Below are 19,789 nucleotides of genomic sequence, written 5' to 3'. Positions count from 1 at the left end.
GGATCTCCATGCTATTGAATTAGTTAATTTTTTAGATTCATATTCTCTATTTTTTATCACCCGCATTGTAGTAAATGTAGTCATGGATATAAAAAGTACTATACATAATAACAAAATATAAATATTATAATTCATCCTTCCGTACTTACAGTATAAGGCTAACTCATAACAAAAAATGCCGTATACAATTATTAGTATTGGATTTGTTACTAATGACAGAAGTAACCTTTTTGCATTTTCCCTAAATATAGAAATCACTCCTAATTACATGAATTACTGATATTAAGTATACTTTATTGTAAAGTAACAAAAAAGCTATTTAATCTTGCCGCCAAAAATACAATAGACATCTGTCTATTAAAGCCGTTTAAAAATCTAGTTGTTTCATAGACAATGGATTTTTGAGTGAATACTAAAATTGCTTCATTTGGGAGCCAAATAATGAAAATGAACCCTCATAATAAACATAACAAATAGAGTATTTGCATTTAAACTCTATAAAACTCAAATGTATTTTTTTCTAGACATATTGCTTCATCGGAATTTTTGATAATAATATCAAAACATTGACTGTATGGATGCATAAACACTTCGTACTGAATCCGACGTTCTGCATGAGACCGCCTTAAATAATTGATATCGGCTCTCCTTTCAGCAATATCGCGGCTAGACCTTCTCATTAATTCTGTTTCACCATCTGCATAGAAGTAAATTTTTAAATCAAATAAATCGGGATTAATAAAATGCGACACTCATTCCTTCTACAATCATTAGTTGAATAACCTAAGGCTGCTTCGGTAGCCATTTTTGTACCAACTGGCAGTTTAGTTTTCAATATGTGAAAAGGGATTTCCAAGTAATTAATTGAATATACATTTATTGTTTACTAATTTTTAGGAGGTCCCTTTATGGGAGATAAGCTTTACTGTATTGCTATCAAGTTCTTAATGAAGAAAGACTAGGAGTTTCGCACGGTTCTATAATAATTTATAGTGATGCTGTGACGGGAATGTCGTACACCAAGCTATTAAGGATTCAATTAATGAGTTAAAACAATGGTTGCTTTTATTCCAGTCAATCCCTACTGTTGAAGAAACGGAAATTATCCTGAGAAATGCCCATATAGATTTTTTAAAAAGAGAAAGCTTTCGCTATCTTATCTATCATAAGGATACTAATGATTTTATTGGAACTGCTAGCCTTCACGGAATTAATTGGAAGATTTCTAAATGTGAAATTGGATACTGGATTAACACGCAATTTAGTGGCAAGGGATATATGACAGAGGTAGTAAGTGAGTTAACAAACCTTGGATTTCAGTTACTCAAATTTAGAAGGATTGAAATAAGATGTGAATCTACTAACACTAAAAGTCGTACGATCCCTGAAAAACTAGGTTTTGAGCTTGAAGGGATATTACAGAATTTACGATACGGGAAAGCCCACGCAGGACTTTAGTCCGTCTTTAGACGTGGGATGAAAGCATCGTTTTTGCATAGTAAAACATGGTATACTTTATTCATAGTCATGCAAAAGACTCTAAAACGACTGTTCTCTGAAAATAGAATACATATGAGGTTGGGGTAGCCAATTCTTCTACTCCGTAAAATGTATTAAGTCGTCATGCAAAAGACGTAAAAACATTTGAGAACGAACAATCTGTACGGTATGGTCACAGTACCGTAGCCCACGAACCTATATGGTCTGTTGTGGGAGTGGTGATGGCACACCGCAATCTTGCACGTCAGCGATACCAGAAATGGACTTCGCCTTTGGTAGCAAGAATCCCACTGACGTTAGTCAGCTGGCCCCTTTAGGGGTGGGAGTGTCAAGTAATGAAGATCTTTCAGCTGACAGTAAAAAACTAACTGATACCTGCATCTATGCAAAGATAAATTAGATTAAAAGTTTAATACTCAATTGAGTATGTTTACACAGTTTATTCCCCTTCTAATCCGTTATTATGATTTGTTTAGAACTATAGTACATCAATATGTTTAAAATGAAATGTACTGAACTGGTATATTCTATTAAAACAAGAAGATTTACTTCTCATATTAATAACATCAGTATTATATACAAATGTTACAATCATTTTATAAATAAATTACTTCATGAAGTTATGAAATTAGGACCGTACATATTAGAAATATGTACGGTCCTTTTGTTTACTAGTACTTATCTAACCTAAAGATAAGTATGTGCTTCTTTTACAATTTGAATTTCTTTGTAAGCTTCTTATATTTTCTATATGAACGTCTAACAATGTTTAACATGAAATACGGTATTTTAACAGGGAAAGGCAATTTATAAATGAAAGGCAAGTAAAAGGTGAAATATGCCTTTTCTAAGTCTCTCCACTTACTATCTTCTTTTGTTTTTAAGAAATCAGATACATCGACTACATATCCCCTTCCGTTTTCCATCATCACATTTTTTCCGTGAACATCACAAGGAGTTAATCCTTGCTCCCTTGCATACTCTATAGCTTCATTGATATCAAGGATTACCTGCTTAGGAATTTTAATCCCCTTATGAATAGCATCGTATAAGGTAATCTCTTTTAAACGTTTCAATACTATGAAATTCTCTCCTTTATACATAAGCTTCGAATAAGAAGGATGATTTCCGATTCTTCGGTATACTTCTGACTCTTTTTCAATTCCTTCTCCTTCTCGCGCGTAAACTTTCACTACCCAATCTTTGTATTCTTTGTGCATAAATACTGCGGCATAATTACCTGTCCCTAAACACTTCCAAAGTCTAGGAATATCTTTAACTACTATAGGCTCGAATTCATCCTCACTTCTTATGCTTACCTCTTTTAATAATTCGTCCTTTATCAATCTCACAAAACTATTTATACTCATCATTTCCACTCCGGTTTTGCTACAAGGGGTACTACCCCATACCCACCAAGTTAAAAAGTACCTTCTTTCCTAATACGAAAAAAATGAGCAGACTTCACTAAGTAACTAACTTTAGCGAAATAAAATTTTCATTTAGGGGGGTACTTCAAAACCTTAAAATGGATATTCTACGCAAATATATATTATTGATACAATAAGTTATGTTAACTTCACATGATTATATTATACAAAAACTCAGCAAATACCGTTACAAAAAGTGTACAAGCCATATCTACTCTCTCTAAATAGTTTATTGCGAATCTATTTTAAGGAGAATTCTTACATCACAATTTCATAAATCTAAGGTTTCAAACTATTCATTACGAAAAAAAGACCGTATCACTACGGTCCTTTTCTCGCTCTTATGCAAACACTATGACTGTGTAACTTTATTAGAAACAAGTAGTTTTTCAATACATATAGGTAACATATCTAATAACGTTTCAAATGCGTAATTTACGTCCAGACGCTCCGTCCATTGATGTGCATCTTTTCCTACTGGTCCCATATTTAATACTGGAACGTCAAACTCTTCTAATTCCTCTAGTGGAATCGAATAACCTTTATCCCATAATGGCATATTGTCTACGAGAGAACTCATTGAATCCAATGGGTTTTGTAAGCCCACATAGCTTAAATCTGAAATTCCTCCAAAATAATTTTGGTTTTCAAATGTAATGCTATGATTATAGTGGGCATACTTTTCCATTTCTACAACTACCTCTTTAATTAAAGGATTGTTGCGTGAACTCACAGCTGGATAGTATGGCGGCGCAAAGAAAAGTACAATCATTGGAGCCTTTTCTTTACATAAGATAGCTAATTTGTCTACTAAATCAATAGTTACTGCACGATCATCTTTATCTTCTCTATTTTTTATAATATCGGATTGAATTTCATCTATTTTTTCTCTTCCATGTTGTTCAATTGCATAAGCAATAAGCTCTTCATACGTTAATACATTTACTTTAAGATTAGGCGGTATGAACGGATTATGCTTAGAAAAATGATACGCTCGCTCCTCATACGATTCTTCAATTTTCTCTGCTACTTTCGTTACTTTTTGGCGTAACAATGAAACTACATCTGTCATCGTTTTTTCTAGTAAAAACAAATTAAATAATGTGACTGCACGATGAGGAATTTGTACAGAATAATCCTCCTTTAAGTCTCTTTGAAGCAAGTTAGTTGGTGGAGGACTCGCTTCACCATCTACAATATCGCAAAGGTCAGTATTCAACTCTAATTCAGCTGTTAATAATGCAGCCATATAGCTCCCATTTAATCCTGCAAAAGGTTCGCCTACATGTGTCTCTTTTCCATAGCAAAGGAAACCAGGTAACACCTTACCAATAGAACCAGTATAAATATACTTATTTTGGTCACCAGGATGCCTTGAAAACATAGGCTCTGAATTTAGGACCGTTTTATACTCTAAGTCATGTTCTTTTGCTAAGTCTAATAATCTTGGAACAGCGGCTCTCATCCCTACAGAGTTCACTTCTTCATCTGGAACAGCCAATAAAAGAACATTCCCATCAAATCTTCCTTCACAAGCTTGCTCAACCATCGCCATTTGTAAGGCTAGACCACATTTCATGTCCATCGTTCCTCTACCAAAGAGCCAATCTCCTTGTTCAATATCTTCACGTACATGATCTGGTAGCTCATCTTTATGAGAATAAAACATAGATGTTAATTTTTTAGGGTTAAATGCATCTTCTTTCCACACTCCGTAATCTTGTACATCTACAACATCAAAGTGACTAACAAGAATTACAGTATTTTTTGTACTATCACTTTTCTTTACTAGAGCTGTAACAAAATATCGTCCATCCCCCGTCAGATTTTTTTGCAAATGATGCGGATTTTGTTTGAAATACTGTAAGTCAGATAGTTGTTCTACAACAAAGTCTGGCAATATAACTTCAGCTTCTGAACCTGTAATACTAGGAATTTCAACAAGATTGCTTAATAATTGAACCAATTGTTCTTTAGATTGCCACTTTGACATATAAATCCCCCTATTTTTCCGCATTATGAAATTCATTTCCAATATATGAATAAAAAATGACGACAGCTATCAAAATTATAATTTTGCCGTTTGGCAAGCTTATGGTTCTTTTTGTTTGCGGCAAAAATATGCTTCCAGGATTTGAAGAATATTTTTAATATCGCTTTTAAATAAAATCACTGTTTTTATTTAAAAGCGCGATGTTTTGCCCCTTTGGATCTGTTTATCTAAAGAGATGTTTTTATAGTGAAAAGAAGATCTGAACTGAAAGGCGGATTAAGAAACTGCTGAGTAGCAATAAAGTTACTCCACTAAAGGGCCAGATTGTTGAGGAACGTTTTCAGGAAATTAGATTATTCGAGTTTGAATATATCATTGAGATTATGAAGGTTTTTTACTTAAACTGACGGGGCAGTAATACTCAATTAAAAATAATGGTAAAGTTAGCGAAAAGAAGAAGGATTGAAAATCGTATAGATTCATTCATTGTAATACATTTTAAGTTTTTGTGTGGCGAGGTATTTGAGAAGTAAGAATGATTTCATCAAAAAAACATTGAAGCTCCAACGGGTTTTTATATGACTATTTTTCCAGACCCAATTTAACATCACAAATTACAAATAAACATTCTATACTTTTGGTTAGATTTTTTATATAGTTTGATTGACAGCAAAACCTAAGAAAAGGGGTGTTATTCATTGAGAAGCACTTGTCACCTTGATCAATCTGATTTGCAGGAGTATATGCAAAAAGTCTTTGGTACCAGTTATTTGGTTTCTAGTGTAACGAAAATGCATGGCGGTGCACAAAAGGTAGTCTATAAGATTGATTGCAGCAATGGATTTTCCTGCGTTCTGTATGTTTGGGATCTTACCATGAATTATTTTCAAGAAGAAATAGCAAACCGAGATATACATGAGCACTCCTATAGTAGTGATTTATTTGAATCAAATAACAAGTATTTAATTCAACAAGGAATTCAAACTCCCCTTCTATATGATCTGAATAAGGAAAGAAACCGTCATCCTTATGATTATGCTCTCGTTGAATATGTAAATGGACAAAAGGCAGAAGTTTATTTTCAACATTCCGATTCATATGTTAAAGATAAAGTGTTTCAGCGGATAGGAGATATGCTGGCAGACATGCATGCCAACGAGAGACTTACTCATGGGAAAGTGAATCAAAGTGGGATCAACACGGAAAAATGTCATCACTTGCAAATGAAGAATGCAAAAAGAGATTTAGATTACGCATGCCAACATATTGACAGCATCAGGGCTAGTCATAGCAATCTACTCGATACATTGTACGAGCTTGAATCAAAAATTGAAATAAGAAGTCGTTATGGATTTATACATGGGGAACTCGGCCCCGATCATGTATTAATTAATGACAAACTAGAACCTTATTTGATTGATATCGAAGGAGCCGAGTTCTTTGATATTGAGTATGAGCACAGTTTTTTGCAGTTTCGATTTGGGGATTATTATCGATATTTAAAGAATGATACTCTCGACCCCAACAGGATGTTATTCTATCGATTCCATCATCATATATCCTTAACTTCAGGCGGGTTGAGATTGCTTCACAGAGGATTTCCGAATCAACAATTTGCAAAAGATCTAACCGATTACCATTCCCGTTGTGCACTGCGTTTTATTGAAGGTTGAACTTATGTCATTAAAAATTTAAAGACAGACAGGAGTTAAATACAATGATAAAAGGTTTCGGAGGAATATTTTGGAGAACTAAAAATCTTGATGTTATAAAAAAATGGTACAGTGAAGTGTTGAAGATTGAAATAGAAAATTGGAATGGGACTGTGATTAAACCCGAATTAGGAACAGAGACTATCTTTTCTTTCTTTACTGAGAATGACAGTTATTTTCCAACAGAACAACAAGTGATGTTAAATTTCCAAGTACATAATCTAAACGAGACTATTCAGCATCTTGAACATATTGGTGTACCTCTTGAAAAGAAAGAAGAGATTAGTGAATTTGGAAAGTTTATTTGGATTAAAGATCCTGAAGGGCGATTGATCGAGCTTTGGGAGAAATAGCCGGTTGTAATCATTTGCTATTAAGCTAACAGATGCTTTAGTTCAATAAGGTAAATAAAAAAAGTGCATCTCCGTTTATTAGACACAGTCTAACAATCGGAGGTGCACTTTTTCACTCTAAATTAATACTTTTAATAAAATCAAAATGATTTTCATCAGCTAATTTATCGATATAACCAGTTATATACAGATTTGCTTTAGATACTTCTGTATTCTTAAATTCAGAATAAAAATCAGGAGAAAATGATACTTCTAAAACAATACTATCCCCAGGTTTAATATTTAACTTATTACCTTTAGCTAACACTCTAAATGGATTTGTTGTTTGGCCAGAAACAGTAGGTGATTTAGGAAATGAAAACATAACATTATTTTGTACAATAATATAATCGGTATTATTAGTCATTTTTATTTTATAAGATATTTCAGTGTTCGTATTTGTATTTTTAGAAAGTAATTCATACACTATTCCCTTTTCAATATCTGCTTGTTTAAAAGTAGTATTATTTTTACTAGAACAAGCACTCAAAATAAAAAACAAAACCAATATGATTATTCCACATTCTTTTTTCATTGATCTATTACCACCTATCAGTAAACACTATATTCTCTTTGGATTGTCATAACATTTGAAACGTACGTAACACTAGTAATACTCTAAAAGCTAGAATTAGAACCGATAATGACAGTAGCGTCCAGTTCCTTGTTTCTAGCGACTTTTGTGCTAAGCCCAGCACCAGCAAAGATTTCAAAGGCCTGGGGTGCCTGAACTTCGCTCGTCTCTATCAAAAGATGTCCATCCAAAGCTAACCAGAGTAAAGCTTCTTCTGCTACTCTTCGCAGAATGTTAAGACCATCTTCTCCTCCGTCAAGCGTTACATTTGGTTCATATAGGCGTGCCTCCCGGGGGAGAAACTTTATTATTTCAGTAGGAACGTAAGGTACGTTCGCAACTAGGATATTTACATGGCCCTTAAGTGAGTCTGGTAGAGCTTTATACAAGTCACCTTCAAAAGCATGACCGCCAAAATTCGTTACATTGCGGCTAGCGCATTGTACTGCGATAGGGTCAATGTCAACAGAATACAATTCAACTCGTCCCAAAGCTGCTGCCAGTGCTGCGCCCACCGCACCTGATCCACAACATAGGTCAACAATGATATCGCTAGAACGTGACAGAGCCTCTGTTTGATGAACAAGGAACTCGGTACGTTTACGCGGTACAAAAACGCCTCGATCCACTTCTATTCGTAGACCACAAAACTCCGTGTATCCAACAACGTATTCCAGAGGTAAACCGTTGACTCGCATTTCTACCATTTTCATAAGGTCCTCTGGAGTTAGTGCCTCTGACATAAGTAACCGGGTCTCATCTTCTGCAAAAACACAACCGGCACTTCGAAGCTTGCTAACTATATATTTTTCCATTTTCATATCCAAAAATAAATTTGTTTTATTCTCTATATTATCTCACCACTTTTGATAAAGTTTGTTTGTAATTCAGAGTTCGTTAAAAATAGCTAATATCCTTTTTCAATAATCTGATTCTTACATAAACTGCCATTTGATGGACATATTCGTCTATGACCATCTCTTTCCCTTGTATATAGAGCATTCTTTTCAATTTCTGTTTTCGTCAAATCTAATTAACAGAGATATAAACGAAAACACATATTTTTACACTATTTCGATTTATATATACAAACTATATTTTTAACGTTTTGGGCTATTTGCTTTGCTTAAGTTGATTTGCATAGATACTACCCCTCTTTGAAATATTTCAGTTCAAAATGAAATAACATTTCAACATAGACTATCAATCTACCTAGACATTATGACAACCACCTTAGATATCTGAATTTTCTATACATTAAAGGTTATCACCTAAACAACCTCGAATATTGTAATAAACATACATAACATAAGGAGGTTGAGCTATTTTGTTTCGTTCATTTACAAATGGATGTGTTGCCCTTGTGCAGCGTTTCTTACCAGAACCGTTTATTTTATCATGTTTATTAACTGTTTTCGTTATCTTCTTCGGCATGTTTGCAACGCACCAAACACCGGTCGAAATGATTACGCATTGGGGCAATGGAATTTGGGGGCTTCTCGCCTTTTCTATGCAAATGGCTCTTGTACTCGTGACAGGATCTGCATTAGCAAACGCTCCTCTTATTAAAAAAGGATTAACGAGAGCAGCGAAATTACCGAAAACAAATGGACAAGGTATTATTGCTATTTCAATCGTAAGTTTACTAGGAGCATACATAAACTGGGGATTTGGTATTGTTGTATCGGTTTTATATGCAAAAGAAGTGGCCAGACAGTTAGAAGGATTAGATTATAGGTTAGCAATTGCTTCTTCCTACTCTGGATTTCTCATTTGGCATGCCGGTCTTTCTGCTTCTATCCCTCTTACGTTAGCAACAGGCGGCGAAACGTTAATCAAAACGACCGCTGGGAGTATTAACGAAGCGATTCCAATAACAGAAACGTTATTCTCGCCATACGCTCTCGTTCCGGTTATTATCTTTCTCGTTACGACGCCTCTTATTAACCGAGCAATGCATCCAGATGAAAAGCATACAATTACTGTAGACCCTATCGTGTTCCATGAAGAGGCTGCCGCTCAAGAAGTGGCGCAAAATACGTTCGCTGAAAAAATGGAAAATAGCATAATTATTACACTTTGTATTGGATTATTAGGTCTTATTTATATTTTCAACTACTTTTATACGAAAGGCTTTAACCTTACACTTGATATCGTTATTTTCATGTTATTGATTGCGGGTCTTATTTTCCACCGTACTCCGATTCAATATATTCGCGCTTTCTCTGACTCAACTAAGAGTGCTTCAGGCATTTTACTTCAGTTTCCGTTCTATGCTGGAATTATGGGGATGATGATTGGAGTAAATAGTGAAGGGCTTTCGCTTGGAGGAGCTATTTCTACTTTCTTTATTAGTATTTCAAATGAAACCACATTCCCGCTCTTTACATTTTTAAGTGCTGGCATTGTAAATATTTTCGTTCCATCTGGAGGCGGTCAATGGGCAGTGCAAGCACCAATTATGATTCCAGCTGGCGCTGAACTTGGTGTACCTGCCGCGAAAACAGCGATGGCAATTGCATGGGGCGATGCTTGGACAAATTTAATTCAACCTTTCTGGGCATTACCGGCATTAGCGATAGCTGGTTTAGGCGCTCGTGATATTATGGGATTTTGTGTTGTTAACTTACTATATGCAGGATTTATCATTAGTCTATGTTTCTTATTTATTTAAACGAAAAGCTAGTTTTATACTAGCTTTTTTATATAATAAATCATTCGTTATCTATACAGCTTATTACCTTCCTCCACTCTACCTCTGCATGATTTAATGCTTCATATGTAAACAAATCTTCACATACTTTTTCAATCATATGAGGATTGTTCTTAAGGAAATTCCACTGCAATACTTTAGGAAGAAAATATGTTTCATATTCTTTACTTCCCCTTATCACCTCATCAACTTCTCTTTCACAAATCCCTCTTATTAAATAATCATTTCTTAATTGTATCTGAATTTGTTTTAACGTTTCACTACACTTCTTTAATTGGACTAAACAATTAATATACGTACGAAAAAGTTCGTCATCACAATTGCAACACTTTATAATACGATCGATTTCATTCATAATGTACGAGCCTTTTCTTCTATTTGTAATAGCCACTTTTCACGCTTCTCTAGTTTACTCGTTTTCACAGATTGAAAAGTAGAACGTTTTATATCGCGAATACCACAAAAACGTAAAACCCCTCTTTTCATCATAATCCAATCCGCTGATCGATATAGTAGTGCTACGTACCATAACGGTGAGTCTAACGTATTAATAACCCACGCCTTCTTACCTTTAAATAAGCCTGTCGGTAATGCCCCCTCATATTTATAAGCAAATCCAGCTACAAAAATACGATCGATAAATCCTTTTAAAATAGCAGGCATCCCCCACCACCATATCGGATATATAAAGAGAAGCGTATCCGCTTCTTCCACTAACGTTCTGTACCGAGCTGTTTCTTCTTCATTTACTAAATCACGTCTTTTCTTCTCTTCATTAAATACAAGGACTGGATCAAATTGTTCCTTATATAAATCAAGTACCGTAAGCGAATGATTTGTTTCTTGTAATCCTTTTTGCACATGCTCTAAAATTGCCCAATTAAAGCTTGAAGGATTAGGATGAGCGTATATAATTAGTACGTTCACTACAAAACAACTCCCTCTTTAGTTAAAGTTTCCCCTTCTTTAACATCTTCTCTACAATTTGCACATTTTTCGAACTTTGTAACAAACGATTTAATACTGTTAGTAACTCTTCTTTTTCTAAACCGTTCAGTTTCTCTTTAACCGTACTCTCACCAGCACCTTGAATTTCATACACAACTGCCGCCATATGTTTACAATAATTTTCGTACGGACACTCGCAACTACTTTCTGCAAAATCTTCAAGATCAATAACCACTTCATAATTTCCTGCATTACCAGTCACAAAAGCAAATACTTTATTATCATGTACTTCAACATCTTCTACATGTCCCTCTTCATAATATTCATAACCTCTATCAACAATATATTTCGGAATATACCTATGTAGTTCTTTTAATAAATATGCGTACATAACAACACCTCTTCCTTTAATTCCCTTTTGACTTCCAAAATCCTGCATGTTATTCTAATAACTGTCAAGTAGCGAGTCTACGTGACAAACGACTGACACCTATTCGGCGAAGGTGTCTCTTTTCATTTGCAGCCGATATGAAGTGCCTCTTTCAGGCACATTCAATCTTTGACACTACACACTCAACACCATTCCCTTGTATCAGGCTGCTTTAGCAGTCTTTTACGCTACATACTTCGTTATTTCAAGAAAAAAAGAGAGCCTAGCTCCCTTTTCCCGCTTTATAAAATACCCCTTTTTCAGCATAGCGATATTCATCATCAGCTAAAGTAATTTTCCCATCCAGTTTGAGTTCATCTAATAGTCTTGATAAATAAAATTGATGTAACATTTTTTTAGTGAATTTTCCTTCATGATGCGAAACGATATGTTCTTGAATATCTAACAATGATATTGGCTTATCTTGCTCTATCATATATTCATAAACTGTACTACGCAGTTTTACGTATTTTTCGAGTGTCACAGTACTTCGCAACCCCTTTCTTCTTATTATAAATTTTCGTAATCGGTTTTTTTGCAACAAAAAAACCTCTCCGATAAGAAGAAGTTACGTATATCTTCGTCTTATCTCCCAGAACAAATATGTTCTGCTGGAATTAGCACCTGCATCGCGGTTGCTGGGTTTCATCGGGCCAGTCCCTCCACCTCTCTGGATAAGAAAATATTCACTTTAAATTTAACTATACGTAATTTTATTATAATTGTCAAATAAATATAAAAAATTATATTTTCTTATTTATTGTTCATACTACAAAAAGATGTACAAAAGGAGGCTACTACTTTGAAAAAGAATGCTCGTGGATACGTACAAGATTCTTTTCATTCCTTACAAGAAGCGAAACATTGTTTAGAAGATGCATTACAGACTGTTGAAGAAGATTTTAATCGCGCACGTATTGAACAATCCCTTTACGCTGTAGAGCAAGCATTACAAAGATGTGATTATACCGTTCACATTTTAGAACAAGAATGAAAACTTCCCATCAAAAGATGGGAAGTTTTTTCAAATGGCATACTTCATCATTATTACCGTTATTATTAAAAAATATACAGAATTAACAATTTCTAAAATCCCTACTTTTAATATAGAAATCTTTTTGCCATACAACATAATGGCCCGAATTACACTTGGTACAAATATGAGTGAACACCATGGATTTATAGCAAATACAATTACCGTTAATACAATATGGTATCCCCAAGATATAAAACGATACTTCGGATTGTTTTTTTCACGAATCATCGTTTTCACATAAACCGTACTTCCTAAAAAATATAGAAATGAAATAAGCGCAATGAATAATGCTGTTTTATCTATGAATTTCATGGAGAAATAATAACTGATTAAACCACCTATACAAAACACTATAATCGCACAAACATCATTTAGTAATGCTCGTTCATCTTTCCGACGAGCGTAATGCATATTTACAATAAACAATGGAATCATTAATACTGCGAATAAAAGAATTCGCCATTCATATAATAAAGAAATCATCCCAAATACAAATGCAATGATAAAATAAACAATTGCAGCGTGTAGAAATTCTTTTTTTCGTCTTTGCCTTATGTACATGAGAAATGGATAAGTGGCTAGATAGATAAAAAACCAGGCTAAAAACAGTGGGATATGATAAAAAGTAGGTTTACCAAGTAATACACTTAATAGAAATGGTATGACAAGCATCGCCCATGCTCCATGTTGCTTCGGAATAACTAACTTCATTAACTATACACCTCCCTCTTGAAAATAATTCTCACCTACTATTATACAAATAATTTCATATAATAACGGATATATATTGAATCTATTTTTTGACAATAAAAAATGCTTCTTACAATATGTAAGAAGCATGAAAGAGGCAAACGAATATGTAAGTCGCGACCCTACCTTATATGAGTATGCTTTTCTATGTCACCTTATGCTCATCTAATATACCGTATTTCTTTTTAAATCTTGTGAGGATCGTAATCCATGACGTACTAAATAGCAGAAGGAAAATAACATTCGATATCGCATGACTAAGATCGAAAGAAAAACTTGCGACATAGTAAGCAATAACTGTTTCCCACGTTGCTTCCTGTATAAAACCAAGCAGACCCCAAAAATTCATAATCCAGCCAAATAGAAATCCAACGGCAAATCCGTACAACAGTCTTCCCCACAGTTTTTTCATTAAAAATGTATTACGTAATAGTCCAGCTATAAACCCGATCATACCCCAAGAGAACATTTGCCACGGAGTCCACGGACCTTGTCCTAAAAAAATATTAGATACAATGGCAGCCGTTGCCCCAATCATAAAGCCAGTTTCACTTCCAAAAACAATTGCAGAAACGATAATGACAAAAGAAGTCGGTTGTACACTTGGTAAAATAGAAAATGGTACCCGGCTAACCGCTGCAATCGCCGCTAACACAGCAACGATAACAATTTCACGTGAAACAAACGCCTTCCTTTCAAAACGAACATAGAAAGGTAACATAATGACAGCTAATAAAAACAAACTACTTACCATGTAATACCCGTCCATAATAAAAGTCGTAAAGAGTAGTGTACATATTACAACAGCAAAAATAAATATTATGAATGCAACATATCGTTTGGACACGCTTCGTACACATCCTCCCACGTTAATGCAAATGGCAACTCTCTACGGATGAATCGATTAATAGATGTTGTATAAAAGAAGTTACCACTAAAGAACTCTTTCGGTGCATCATTCATAATGACTTTCCCGTCAAATAACATCATGCACTGATCAACGTATTTCGCTGCAAACTCAATATCATGCGTTGCCATTACAATTGTTGTACCTTCTTTTTGCAACTGTTTAAATAGCTCTCCTACTCTTTCCTTTTTCCATGGATCTAATCCCTTTGTCGGCTCATCCAGTAATAATAAAGTTGGCTTTGATAATAACGTTGTACATAATGCAAGTAGTTGTTGTTCCCCGCCGCTACAATCATGCGGATGACGTTCTTTAAGCGAATATAACCAAAACTGTTTTAGCATATTTTCTGCTATTTCTTTTCCTTGTTCTCCGTATAATTCACTTGCACGTTCATACACTTCTTCCCACACTGTACCAAATGTAAAATGATAATACGGGTGTTGTGATACGTACCCTATACTTTTAAATCGTTCTTTCGAATCAATTTTATGTATCATTTTTCCATTCCACTTTACCTTACCTCTTCTAGCTTTTTGTAATCCTGCTAAAATCGTTAACAGCGTAGACTTCCCGGTTCCGTTTTTCCCAACTAGAGCTGTCCATTTTCCCTTTTCGATGTTCACTGTTAAATCGCGTAAAATAAGTGGACTACTTTTTTCATATTGAAAAGATATATGTTCTGCACTTAAAATTACTTCTTGCTTTTCCCATTGTTCTACTTGCCCATTCCTATATGATATCGCTGAAAAATCATTCATTTTCATTTGTGCCTCTCGCACTGTAAATGGAATCTCTTTCACATTCCACTCTAAAAACAATCTTGGAATTTGCGGAATGAATGGACGAAACTTTTCTACTTCCCACATGTTCGCTATCACACTTTTAGAAGTACCATCATAAATGATTCTGCCATTATCCATACAAACAACGCGTGTTGCGAGCGGTATAACTTCATCTAAACGATGTTCACTTAAAATAATCGTAATTCCAAGTTCTTCATTAATACGTTTTAATAATCCTAAAAACTCTTTTGCAGCAATCGGATCTAGCTGCGCTGTCGGTTCATCCAGTAATAGTAGCTTCGGCTGCATGACTAATACTGCTGCTAAATTTACTAGTTGTTTTTGACCACCAGATAAAGTATGAACAGATTGATGTAACAAATCTTGAAATCCTAAAAAGCTAATGAGTTCCGCTATTCTTTTTTGAATAATATGTGATGGTAACCCAATATTTTCTAAAGAGAATGCTAATTCTTGAATAACCGTATCCATTACGAGCTGATTTTCTGGGTTTTGAAACACCATACCAATTTCTTGGGCAGATAATAAATTTGGTACTTCTTCTAATAAAGCACCATCATAATATGTATGTCCAGAACGCGTGCCAATTGGAAGTAACTCCTTTTTAAAATGTTTTAATAAAGTTGTCTTCCCAGAACCTGAACCACCAGCAAGTACTATAAATTCTCCTTTTTGAACAGAAAGAGAAATATGCTGTAACGCTTCTTCATTTTCATCAGCATATATAAATGATAAATTTTTTATTTCTGCATGCGCCACCATATCCATTCCCTTCCTTCCATTACAATCGGTAAACTAATAAACATCATAAATAGGAAAAACATCATTCCATCATATTGCTGGAATAGTATTGATTCCACTTTCGGATAAATGATCAATTTCCCTCCGCCATAATAACTAAATATGAATGAGGCTATAAATAGAATACTTAAATAACTTAGCGTGTACCAATCGCGTCTTTCCATTCTATACCGAATATAAGTCGTACGTTTCGTTACACCAAATCCACGAGCTTGCATAGAATCCGCTGTTTGTAGTGCATCTTCTAACGAACAAACTAATAACACTTGCAGTAATTTCATTCCATTTTTTATACGCTCAATGAGTGAACCTGAATCTAATTGTACACCTTTCGTTTTTTGGACGAGTGTAATTTTCTTTAACCGCCTAATAAACAAAGGAACAAATCGCACTGTAATCATCGTTAGCAATGCAACTTTCGGTGAAATTCTTGAAAACAAATATAAAAATTTATGACTCGAAATAATATCGTTATAAGAAGCAAATGTAAACATAATTGCAACTAATAATAATCCCATAACAAGTCCATACATACAAGCCTCAAGCTTAATCCGGCTATCTCCTAAATAAAATAACGTAGTCGCTCCTCTATGTGTTAATAAAGAATTAAATAAAATAACCATCAAAAAGAATACGATAGTACTAGGTAGCATCTTTCTGATTTTCTCACCATTTCCCTGTACTATATTTAAGATTACTATTAGTATAATCGCTCCAATTAAAAAAAGAGGATGAAGACACATCATACATAGTATCATCACCCCAATATAATAGAAAAAATTAACAAAAGGATGTAAAGAAGAAAAGCTTATTTTCATAGTCCTTTACCGAAGATCCTTTCCTATTTTAATACAAACACCCACTCGATTGTATCGCCTGGTTTTACTTTAACTACACCAGCACTATAGTTTGGAAAAGCACCGTTCACACGATATTTCCAGCCACTAGTAGCAGTAATATCTTTCTCGTATAAATCATTAATACCTTTTACATAAATATCACCTTTAGAACCACTCGCATCAACATCTAATCCTGTGCCCGTGAGCACACTGTAAACTGTGTCGCCTTCTTGTACATCAACCTTTTTCGCACCTAATAAGTACCCTTCATTTCCTTTTACGGAGATAGTAACTTGTTTTGCTTTAGGTACTGGCACTGGTACTACATCTGGTGGTGGTACCGGTGGTGGCGGAGCTGGTAGATTATTGTTCTCTTCTGGATTTTTCTTTTGCTCCTGCTTTGGTGTTTCTTTTGGCTGATTAACAACCTTTGCTTCTTCTTTTACTTCTGGCGCTTTCGGCGGCTGAGGTTTCTCTTCTTGTACTTTTTGTTCCGGTTGTTTATTTGCAGCAGGCTGTTCCTTTGGTTCCTCTTCTTTCTTTACTTCAGGCTGTTCCTGCGCTTTTTCTTCTTTCGGTTTCTCTTCTACTTTTTGTTCTTGTTTATCTTTCTGCTCTTCTTGTGGCTTTTGTTCCGGTTCAGCTTGCTTCTCTTCCAGTCTCGGTACATCTTTTTGTTCTTCTTGCTTCGCTACTTCTTTTTGCTCTTCTTGCTTCGGTTCTGCCTTCTTCTCAGGTTTTACAGCCGTTTCTTCACATCCGGCTAATAATCCCAATGAAAGAACTAAAGAAATGAACCATTTCATCTTACTCATGCTGTCCTCACCTTTCATAATAAAATTAGGAGCAAATGATTGCTCCTAATTTTTGTTAAGCTGCTTTACGTCTCCATAATACATATGCAGAAGCGATACATAATACACCCATACCTACTTGTGTTGCTGCACTATGAGAAGATGCTCCTGTTTGTGGTAATTGATTCTTATTCTTGTTTGTTTCTTTATTAACTCGTTCGTTATCTACAACAACTTTTAGATTTTCATCTTTTGGTTGTTTTTGTAACTCTTCTTGTTGTTTCGGCTGTTCTACAACTTCTTTTTCTTCTACAGTTGTCTCTGGCTCTACAATTGGTTTCGTATCAATTTCATTTTCTACTACATTTGACCAATCATAAATCGATTTCCCAAGATCTTTAAACTGAAGTAACGCTAAAAATGCTTGCTCTGTAGCCATTCCGCTACCTTTTTGATCACTTGGTAACCATTTGAACTCACCATTTGGAAGCTGGTATGACATTAAATTTTGTACTGCTTTATTAAGACGATCGTGATCTACATCTTTAACTAGCGATAGTCCAATAATTGCTTGTGCAGTACTATTAGAATTCTCTTGTCCATCAGCGGCAAAACCACCATTACCTAGCTGCTGCTTGTATAAATAATCAACAGCTTTTTGAATAGCTGGCTTTACATCTGCTTGATCTTGATAAGGAGCTAATGCTGCTAATACCATACTTGTTACATCAACGTTACTAGCACTTTCTTTACTACTTGAACTATCATATGTCCAGCCACCGTCTGTATGCTGCGCTTGTAAAAGTGCTTGTACTAAAGCAGCTCGATTCCATTTTGCTTCGGCCGGAATCTCATATTTCTTTGTATCTAATGCAAGTAATGTAAATGCGTATCCTGTAACGGAATTCACTTTATCTGATTCAAATAAATTTTGCACTAAATTTTGTCCCTCTACCTTTGTAGGATCAACATTCATTGCATTCATCATAATAATCGTTCTAGCTAAATCTGTTGCTGAAAAACGATTTAAACGCTTCTTAACCTTTTCAGCTACTGGCTTAACATAGTTTATTTTCGTTTCAAGCGGAACATTTACACCTGAACGAGCAAGTCCAATCGCAACCCAATCACTACCAATTCCATCTTGTAACATCTTTTCTGATGTTTTAGAAATCGCTTCGTTTAATTGTGCTGCTGGAATTTCGACTTTCTCTTGCTTTGGTTGTTCTGTTACTTTATCTTCTGGTTTACCATCTGGTTTTTCTGTTTTCGGTTCTTCTGGCTTACCATCTGGCTTTTCTGTTTTCGGTTCTTCTGGCTTACCATCTGGCTTTTCTGTTTTCGGTTCTTCTGGTTTACCATCTGGCTTTTCTGTTTTCGGTTCCTCTGGTTTACCATCTGGTTTTTCTGTTTTCGGTTCTTCTGGTTTTGGCTCTTCTACAGTTTTACAAGTGCCAAATTTATCTAACGTTTGTTGCAACGTTTGTTGACTCATATTGCTCCAGTCTGCAACGTAACGAAATGCAACAACATCCCCAGACTCTAATTTATAACTATCCGCACCAACTTCTGCAGATTTATCATTTACATCATACAACCAACCGCTCGTTGCTCCGGCCATTAATCCATCGATGCCCTTTATATACGTTCCAAATGACATACTTTCAGATGTTACTTTGTCACCCATAACTTTTTGTAGCAAACTAAAAGCTGTTTCTCCATCTTCAATGGAAACTTCTTTCGGACATAACATAATTCCTTTTTGTGATTCACCAATAATTGCAAGTTTCGCTGTCTTTCCTTCAGCAAACGCAATATGTACTGTATTCGCAAAAGAAACAAATACAAGTGCCACTGCCATTAATGATGTAAGCAGCCATTTCTTTAACATTGCCATCCCAAAATTCCCTCCCTTTACTAACATTCACACAAAAAAAGACCCTTTAAGGGTATGCGGTTGACACTCTCTTTTTGTAAGTGTCGAACAAAAATGTACAACACCTCCTACCCACATTATTCGCGGCTATATTTGTATAGGAAAAATAATTTCGTTTATGAACGCACCATTGTGATAACATTCACTTTTCTAGGCAAAATTTACTCCCTTTTCAAGTTATCCCGCTATTCGCCGAGCAGTAAGACCCCCACCTCAAATTCAGCGAAA

At 35.0% G+C, this 19,789-nt stretch carries 18 protein-coding genes, 3 pseudogenes and 1 riboswitch; of the genes and pseudogenes, 5 read left to right on the top strand and 16 right to left on the bottom strand.

The window, feature by feature from the left end; genetic code table 11:
- Together ABH959_RS25535 and ABH959_RS25530 are read right to left on the bottom strand one after the other, a co-directional pair.
- Positions 1–258, bottom strand: a pseudogene (locus ABH959_RS25535) (WD40/YVTN/BNR-like repeat-containing protein); the annotation flags it as partial.
- Positions 259–488: 230 nt separating this feature from the next.
- Positions 489–777, bottom strand: a pseudogene (locus ABH959_RS25530) (uridine kinase); the annotation flags it as partial.
- A 225-nt stretch (positions 778–1,002) separates the two neighbouring features.
- Here ABH959_RS25530 and ABH959_RS25525 point away from each other — a divergent pair.
- Positions 1,003–1,458, top strand: a pseudogene (locus ABH959_RS25525) (GNAT family N-acetyltransferase); the annotation flags it as partial.
- Positions 1,459–2,210: 752 nt separating this feature from the next.
- On the opposite strand, the gene ABH959_RS25520 reads toward ABH959_RS25525, so the two are convergent.
- On the bottom strand, positions 2,211–2,879 hold the full coding sequence (locus ABH959_RS25520; RefSeq protein WP_113935904.1) for a protein kinase family protein: 669 nt from the start codon (positions 2,877–2,879) through the stop codon (positions 2,211–2,213).
- A gap of 403 nt (positions 2,880–3,282) precedes the next feature.
- The gene (locus tag ABH959_RS25515) at positions 3,283–4,923 is read right to left on the bottom strand and encodes a M20/M25/M40 family metallo-hydrolase (RefSeq protein WP_113935905.1); all 1,641 of its coding nucleotides are present in this window, start codon (positions 4,921–4,923) and stop codon (positions 3,283–3,285) included.
- Between the two features lie 743 nt (positions 4,924–5,666).
- Between ABH959_RS25515 and ABH959_RS25510 the strand changes: the two genes are divergently transcribed.
- Positions 5,667–6,596: a phosphotransferase gene (locus tag ABH959_RS25510; protein WP_113936099.1), complete on the top strand. Its 930-nt coding sequence runs from the start codon at positions 5,667–5,669 to the stop codon at positions 6,594–6,596.
- Positions 6,597–6,640: 44 nt separating this feature from the next.
- Positions 6,641–6,988 (top strand): VOC family protein, encoded by a 348-nt coding sequence (locus tag ABH959_RS25505; RefSeq protein WP_000589586.1) that lies wholly within the window; start codon positions 6,641–6,643, stop codon positions 6,986–6,988.
- Positions 6,989–7,100: 112 nt separating this feature from the next.
- On the opposite strand, the gene ABH959_RS25500 is transcribed toward ABH959_RS25505, so the two are convergent.
- Together ABH959_RS25500 and ABH959_RS25495 are read right to left on the bottom strand one after the other, a co-directional pair.
- Entirely contained in the window at positions 7,101–7,562 is a 462-nt protein-coding gene (locus ABH959_RS25500) for a hypothetical protein (RefSeq protein WP_404493342.1), read from the bottom strand.
- An 83-nt stretch (positions 7,563–7,645) separates the two neighbouring features.
- Positions 7,646–8,416 carry a putative protein N(5)-glutamine methyltransferase gene (locus ABH959_RS25495; RefSeq protein WP_113936100.1) on the bottom strand — a complete coding sequence of 257 codons (771 nt, stop codon included), beginning with the start codon at positions 8,414–8,416 and terminating at the stop codon, positions 7,646–7,648.
- A gap of 512 nt (positions 8,417–8,928) precedes the next feature.
- On the opposite strand from ABH959_RS25495, the gene ABH959_RS25490 reads away from it, so the two are divergent.
- On the top strand, positions 8,929–10,275 hold the full coding sequence (locus ABH959_RS25490) for a short-chain fatty acid transporter (RefSeq protein ID WP_404493341.1): 1,347 nt from the start codon (positions 8,929–8,931) through the stop codon (positions 10,273–10,275).
- Between the two features lie 40 nt (positions 10,276–10,315).
- On the opposite strand, the gene ABH959_RS25485 is transcribed toward ABH959_RS25490, so the two are convergent.
- The 4 genes from ABH959_RS25485 to ABH959_RS25470 all read right to left on the bottom strand — a co-directional run bounded on the left by ABH959_RS25485 (position 10,316) and on the right by ABH959_RS25470 (position 12,236).
- On the bottom strand, positions 10,316–10,669 hold the full coding sequence (locus ABH959_RS25485; RefSeq protein WP_113935908.1) for a group-specific protein: 354 nt from the start codon (positions 10,667–10,669) through the stop codon (positions 10,316–10,318).
- Positions 10,666–11,241 carry an NAD(P)H-dependent oxidoreductase gene (locus ABH959_RS25480; RefSeq protein WP_113935909.1) on the bottom strand — a complete coding sequence of 192 codons (576 nt, stop codon included), beginning with the start codon at positions 11,239–11,241 and terminating at the stop codon, positions 10,666–10,668. Before ABH959_RS25480 ends, ABH959_RS25485 begins: the two co-directional genes overlap by 4 nt.
- 22 nt (positions 11,242–11,263) lie before the next feature.
- Positions 11,264–11,653 (bottom strand): SWIM zinc finger family protein, encoded by a 390-nt coding sequence (locus ABH959_RS25475; RefSeq protein WP_002165383.1) that lies wholly within the window; start codon positions 11,651–11,653, stop codon positions 11,264–11,266.
- Between the two features lie 262 nt (positions 11,654–11,915).
- Positions 11,916–12,236 (bottom strand): hypothetical protein, encoded by a 321-nt coding sequence (locus tag ABH959_RS25470; RefSeq protein ID WP_235661777.1) that lies wholly within the window; start codon positions 12,234–12,236, stop codon positions 11,916–11,918.
- 38 nt (positions 12,237–12,274) lie between these two features.
- A riboswitch (SAM riboswitch) is annotated at positions 12,275–12,373 on the bottom strand.
- Positions 12,374–12,494: 121 nt separating this feature from the next.
- On the opposite strand from ABH959_RS25470, the gene ABH959_RS25465 reads away from it, so the two are divergent.
- The gene (locus ABH959_RS25465; protein ID WP_002084448.1) at positions 12,495–12,686 is read left to right on the top strand and encodes a hypothetical protein; all 192 of its coding nucleotides are present in this window, start codon (positions 12,495–12,497) and stop codon (positions 12,684–12,686) included.
- 30 nt (positions 12,687–12,716) lie between these two features.
- On the opposite strand, the gene ABH959_RS25460 is transcribed toward ABH959_RS25465, so the two are convergent.
- The 6 genes from ABH959_RS25460 to ABH959_RS25435 all read right to left on the bottom strand — a co-directional run bounded on the left by ABH959_RS25460 (position 12,717) and on the right by ABH959_RS25435 (position 19,522).
- The gene (locus tag ABH959_RS25460) at positions 12,717–13,439 is read right to left on the bottom strand and encodes a YwiC-like family protein (RefSeq protein WP_404493340.1); all 723 of its coding nucleotides are present in this window, start codon (positions 13,437–13,439) and stop codon (positions 12,717–12,719) included.
- A gap of 184 nt (positions 13,440–13,623) precedes the next feature.
- Positions 13,624–14,325 carry an ECF transporter S component gene (locus ABH959_RS25455; RefSeq protein WP_002084445.1) on the bottom strand — a complete coding sequence of 234 codons (702 nt, stop codon included), beginning with the start codon at positions 14,323–14,325 and terminating at the stop codon, positions 13,624–13,626.
- Positions 14,298–15,959: an ABC transporter ATP-binding protein gene (locus ABH959_RS25450; protein WP_113935911.1), complete on the bottom strand. Its 1,662-nt coding sequence runs from the start codon at positions 15,957–15,959 to the stop codon at positions 14,298–14,300. The genes ABH959_RS25455 and ABH959_RS25450 overlap by 28 nt, the downstream gene beginning before the upstream one ends.
- The gene (locus ABH959_RS25445; RefSeq protein ID WP_113935912.1) at positions 15,932–16,810 is read right to left on the bottom strand and encodes an energy-coupling factor transporter transmembrane component T; all 879 of its coding nucleotides are present in this window, start codon (positions 16,808–16,810) and stop codon (positions 15,932–15,934) included. The genes ABH959_RS25450 and ABH959_RS25445 overlap by 28 nt, the downstream gene beginning before the upstream one ends.
- 23 nt (positions 16,811–16,833) lie before the next feature.
- A complete protein-coding gene (locus tag ABH959_RS25440; protein WP_113935913.1) occupies positions 16,834–17,646 on the bottom strand; it encodes a DUF4430 domain-containing protein in 813 nt (270 codons plus the stop codon).
- Positions 17,647–17,701: 55 nt separating this feature from the next.
- A complete protein-coding gene (locus ABH959_RS25435; RefSeq protein WP_404493339.1) occupies positions 17,702–19,522 on the bottom strand; it encodes a DUF4430 domain-containing protein in 1,821 nt (606 codons plus the stop codon).
- Positions 19,523–19,789 lie beyond the last annotated feature (267 nt).

It is taken from the genome of Bacillus sp. RC51 (assembly GCF_044908115.1).
In the GTDB taxonomy this organism is placed as follows: domain Bacteria; phylum Bacillota; class Bacilli; order Bacillales; family Bacillaceae_G; genus Bacillus_A; species Bacillus_A mycoides.
This window is presented reverse-complemented; position numbering and strand designations above follow the sequence as displayed.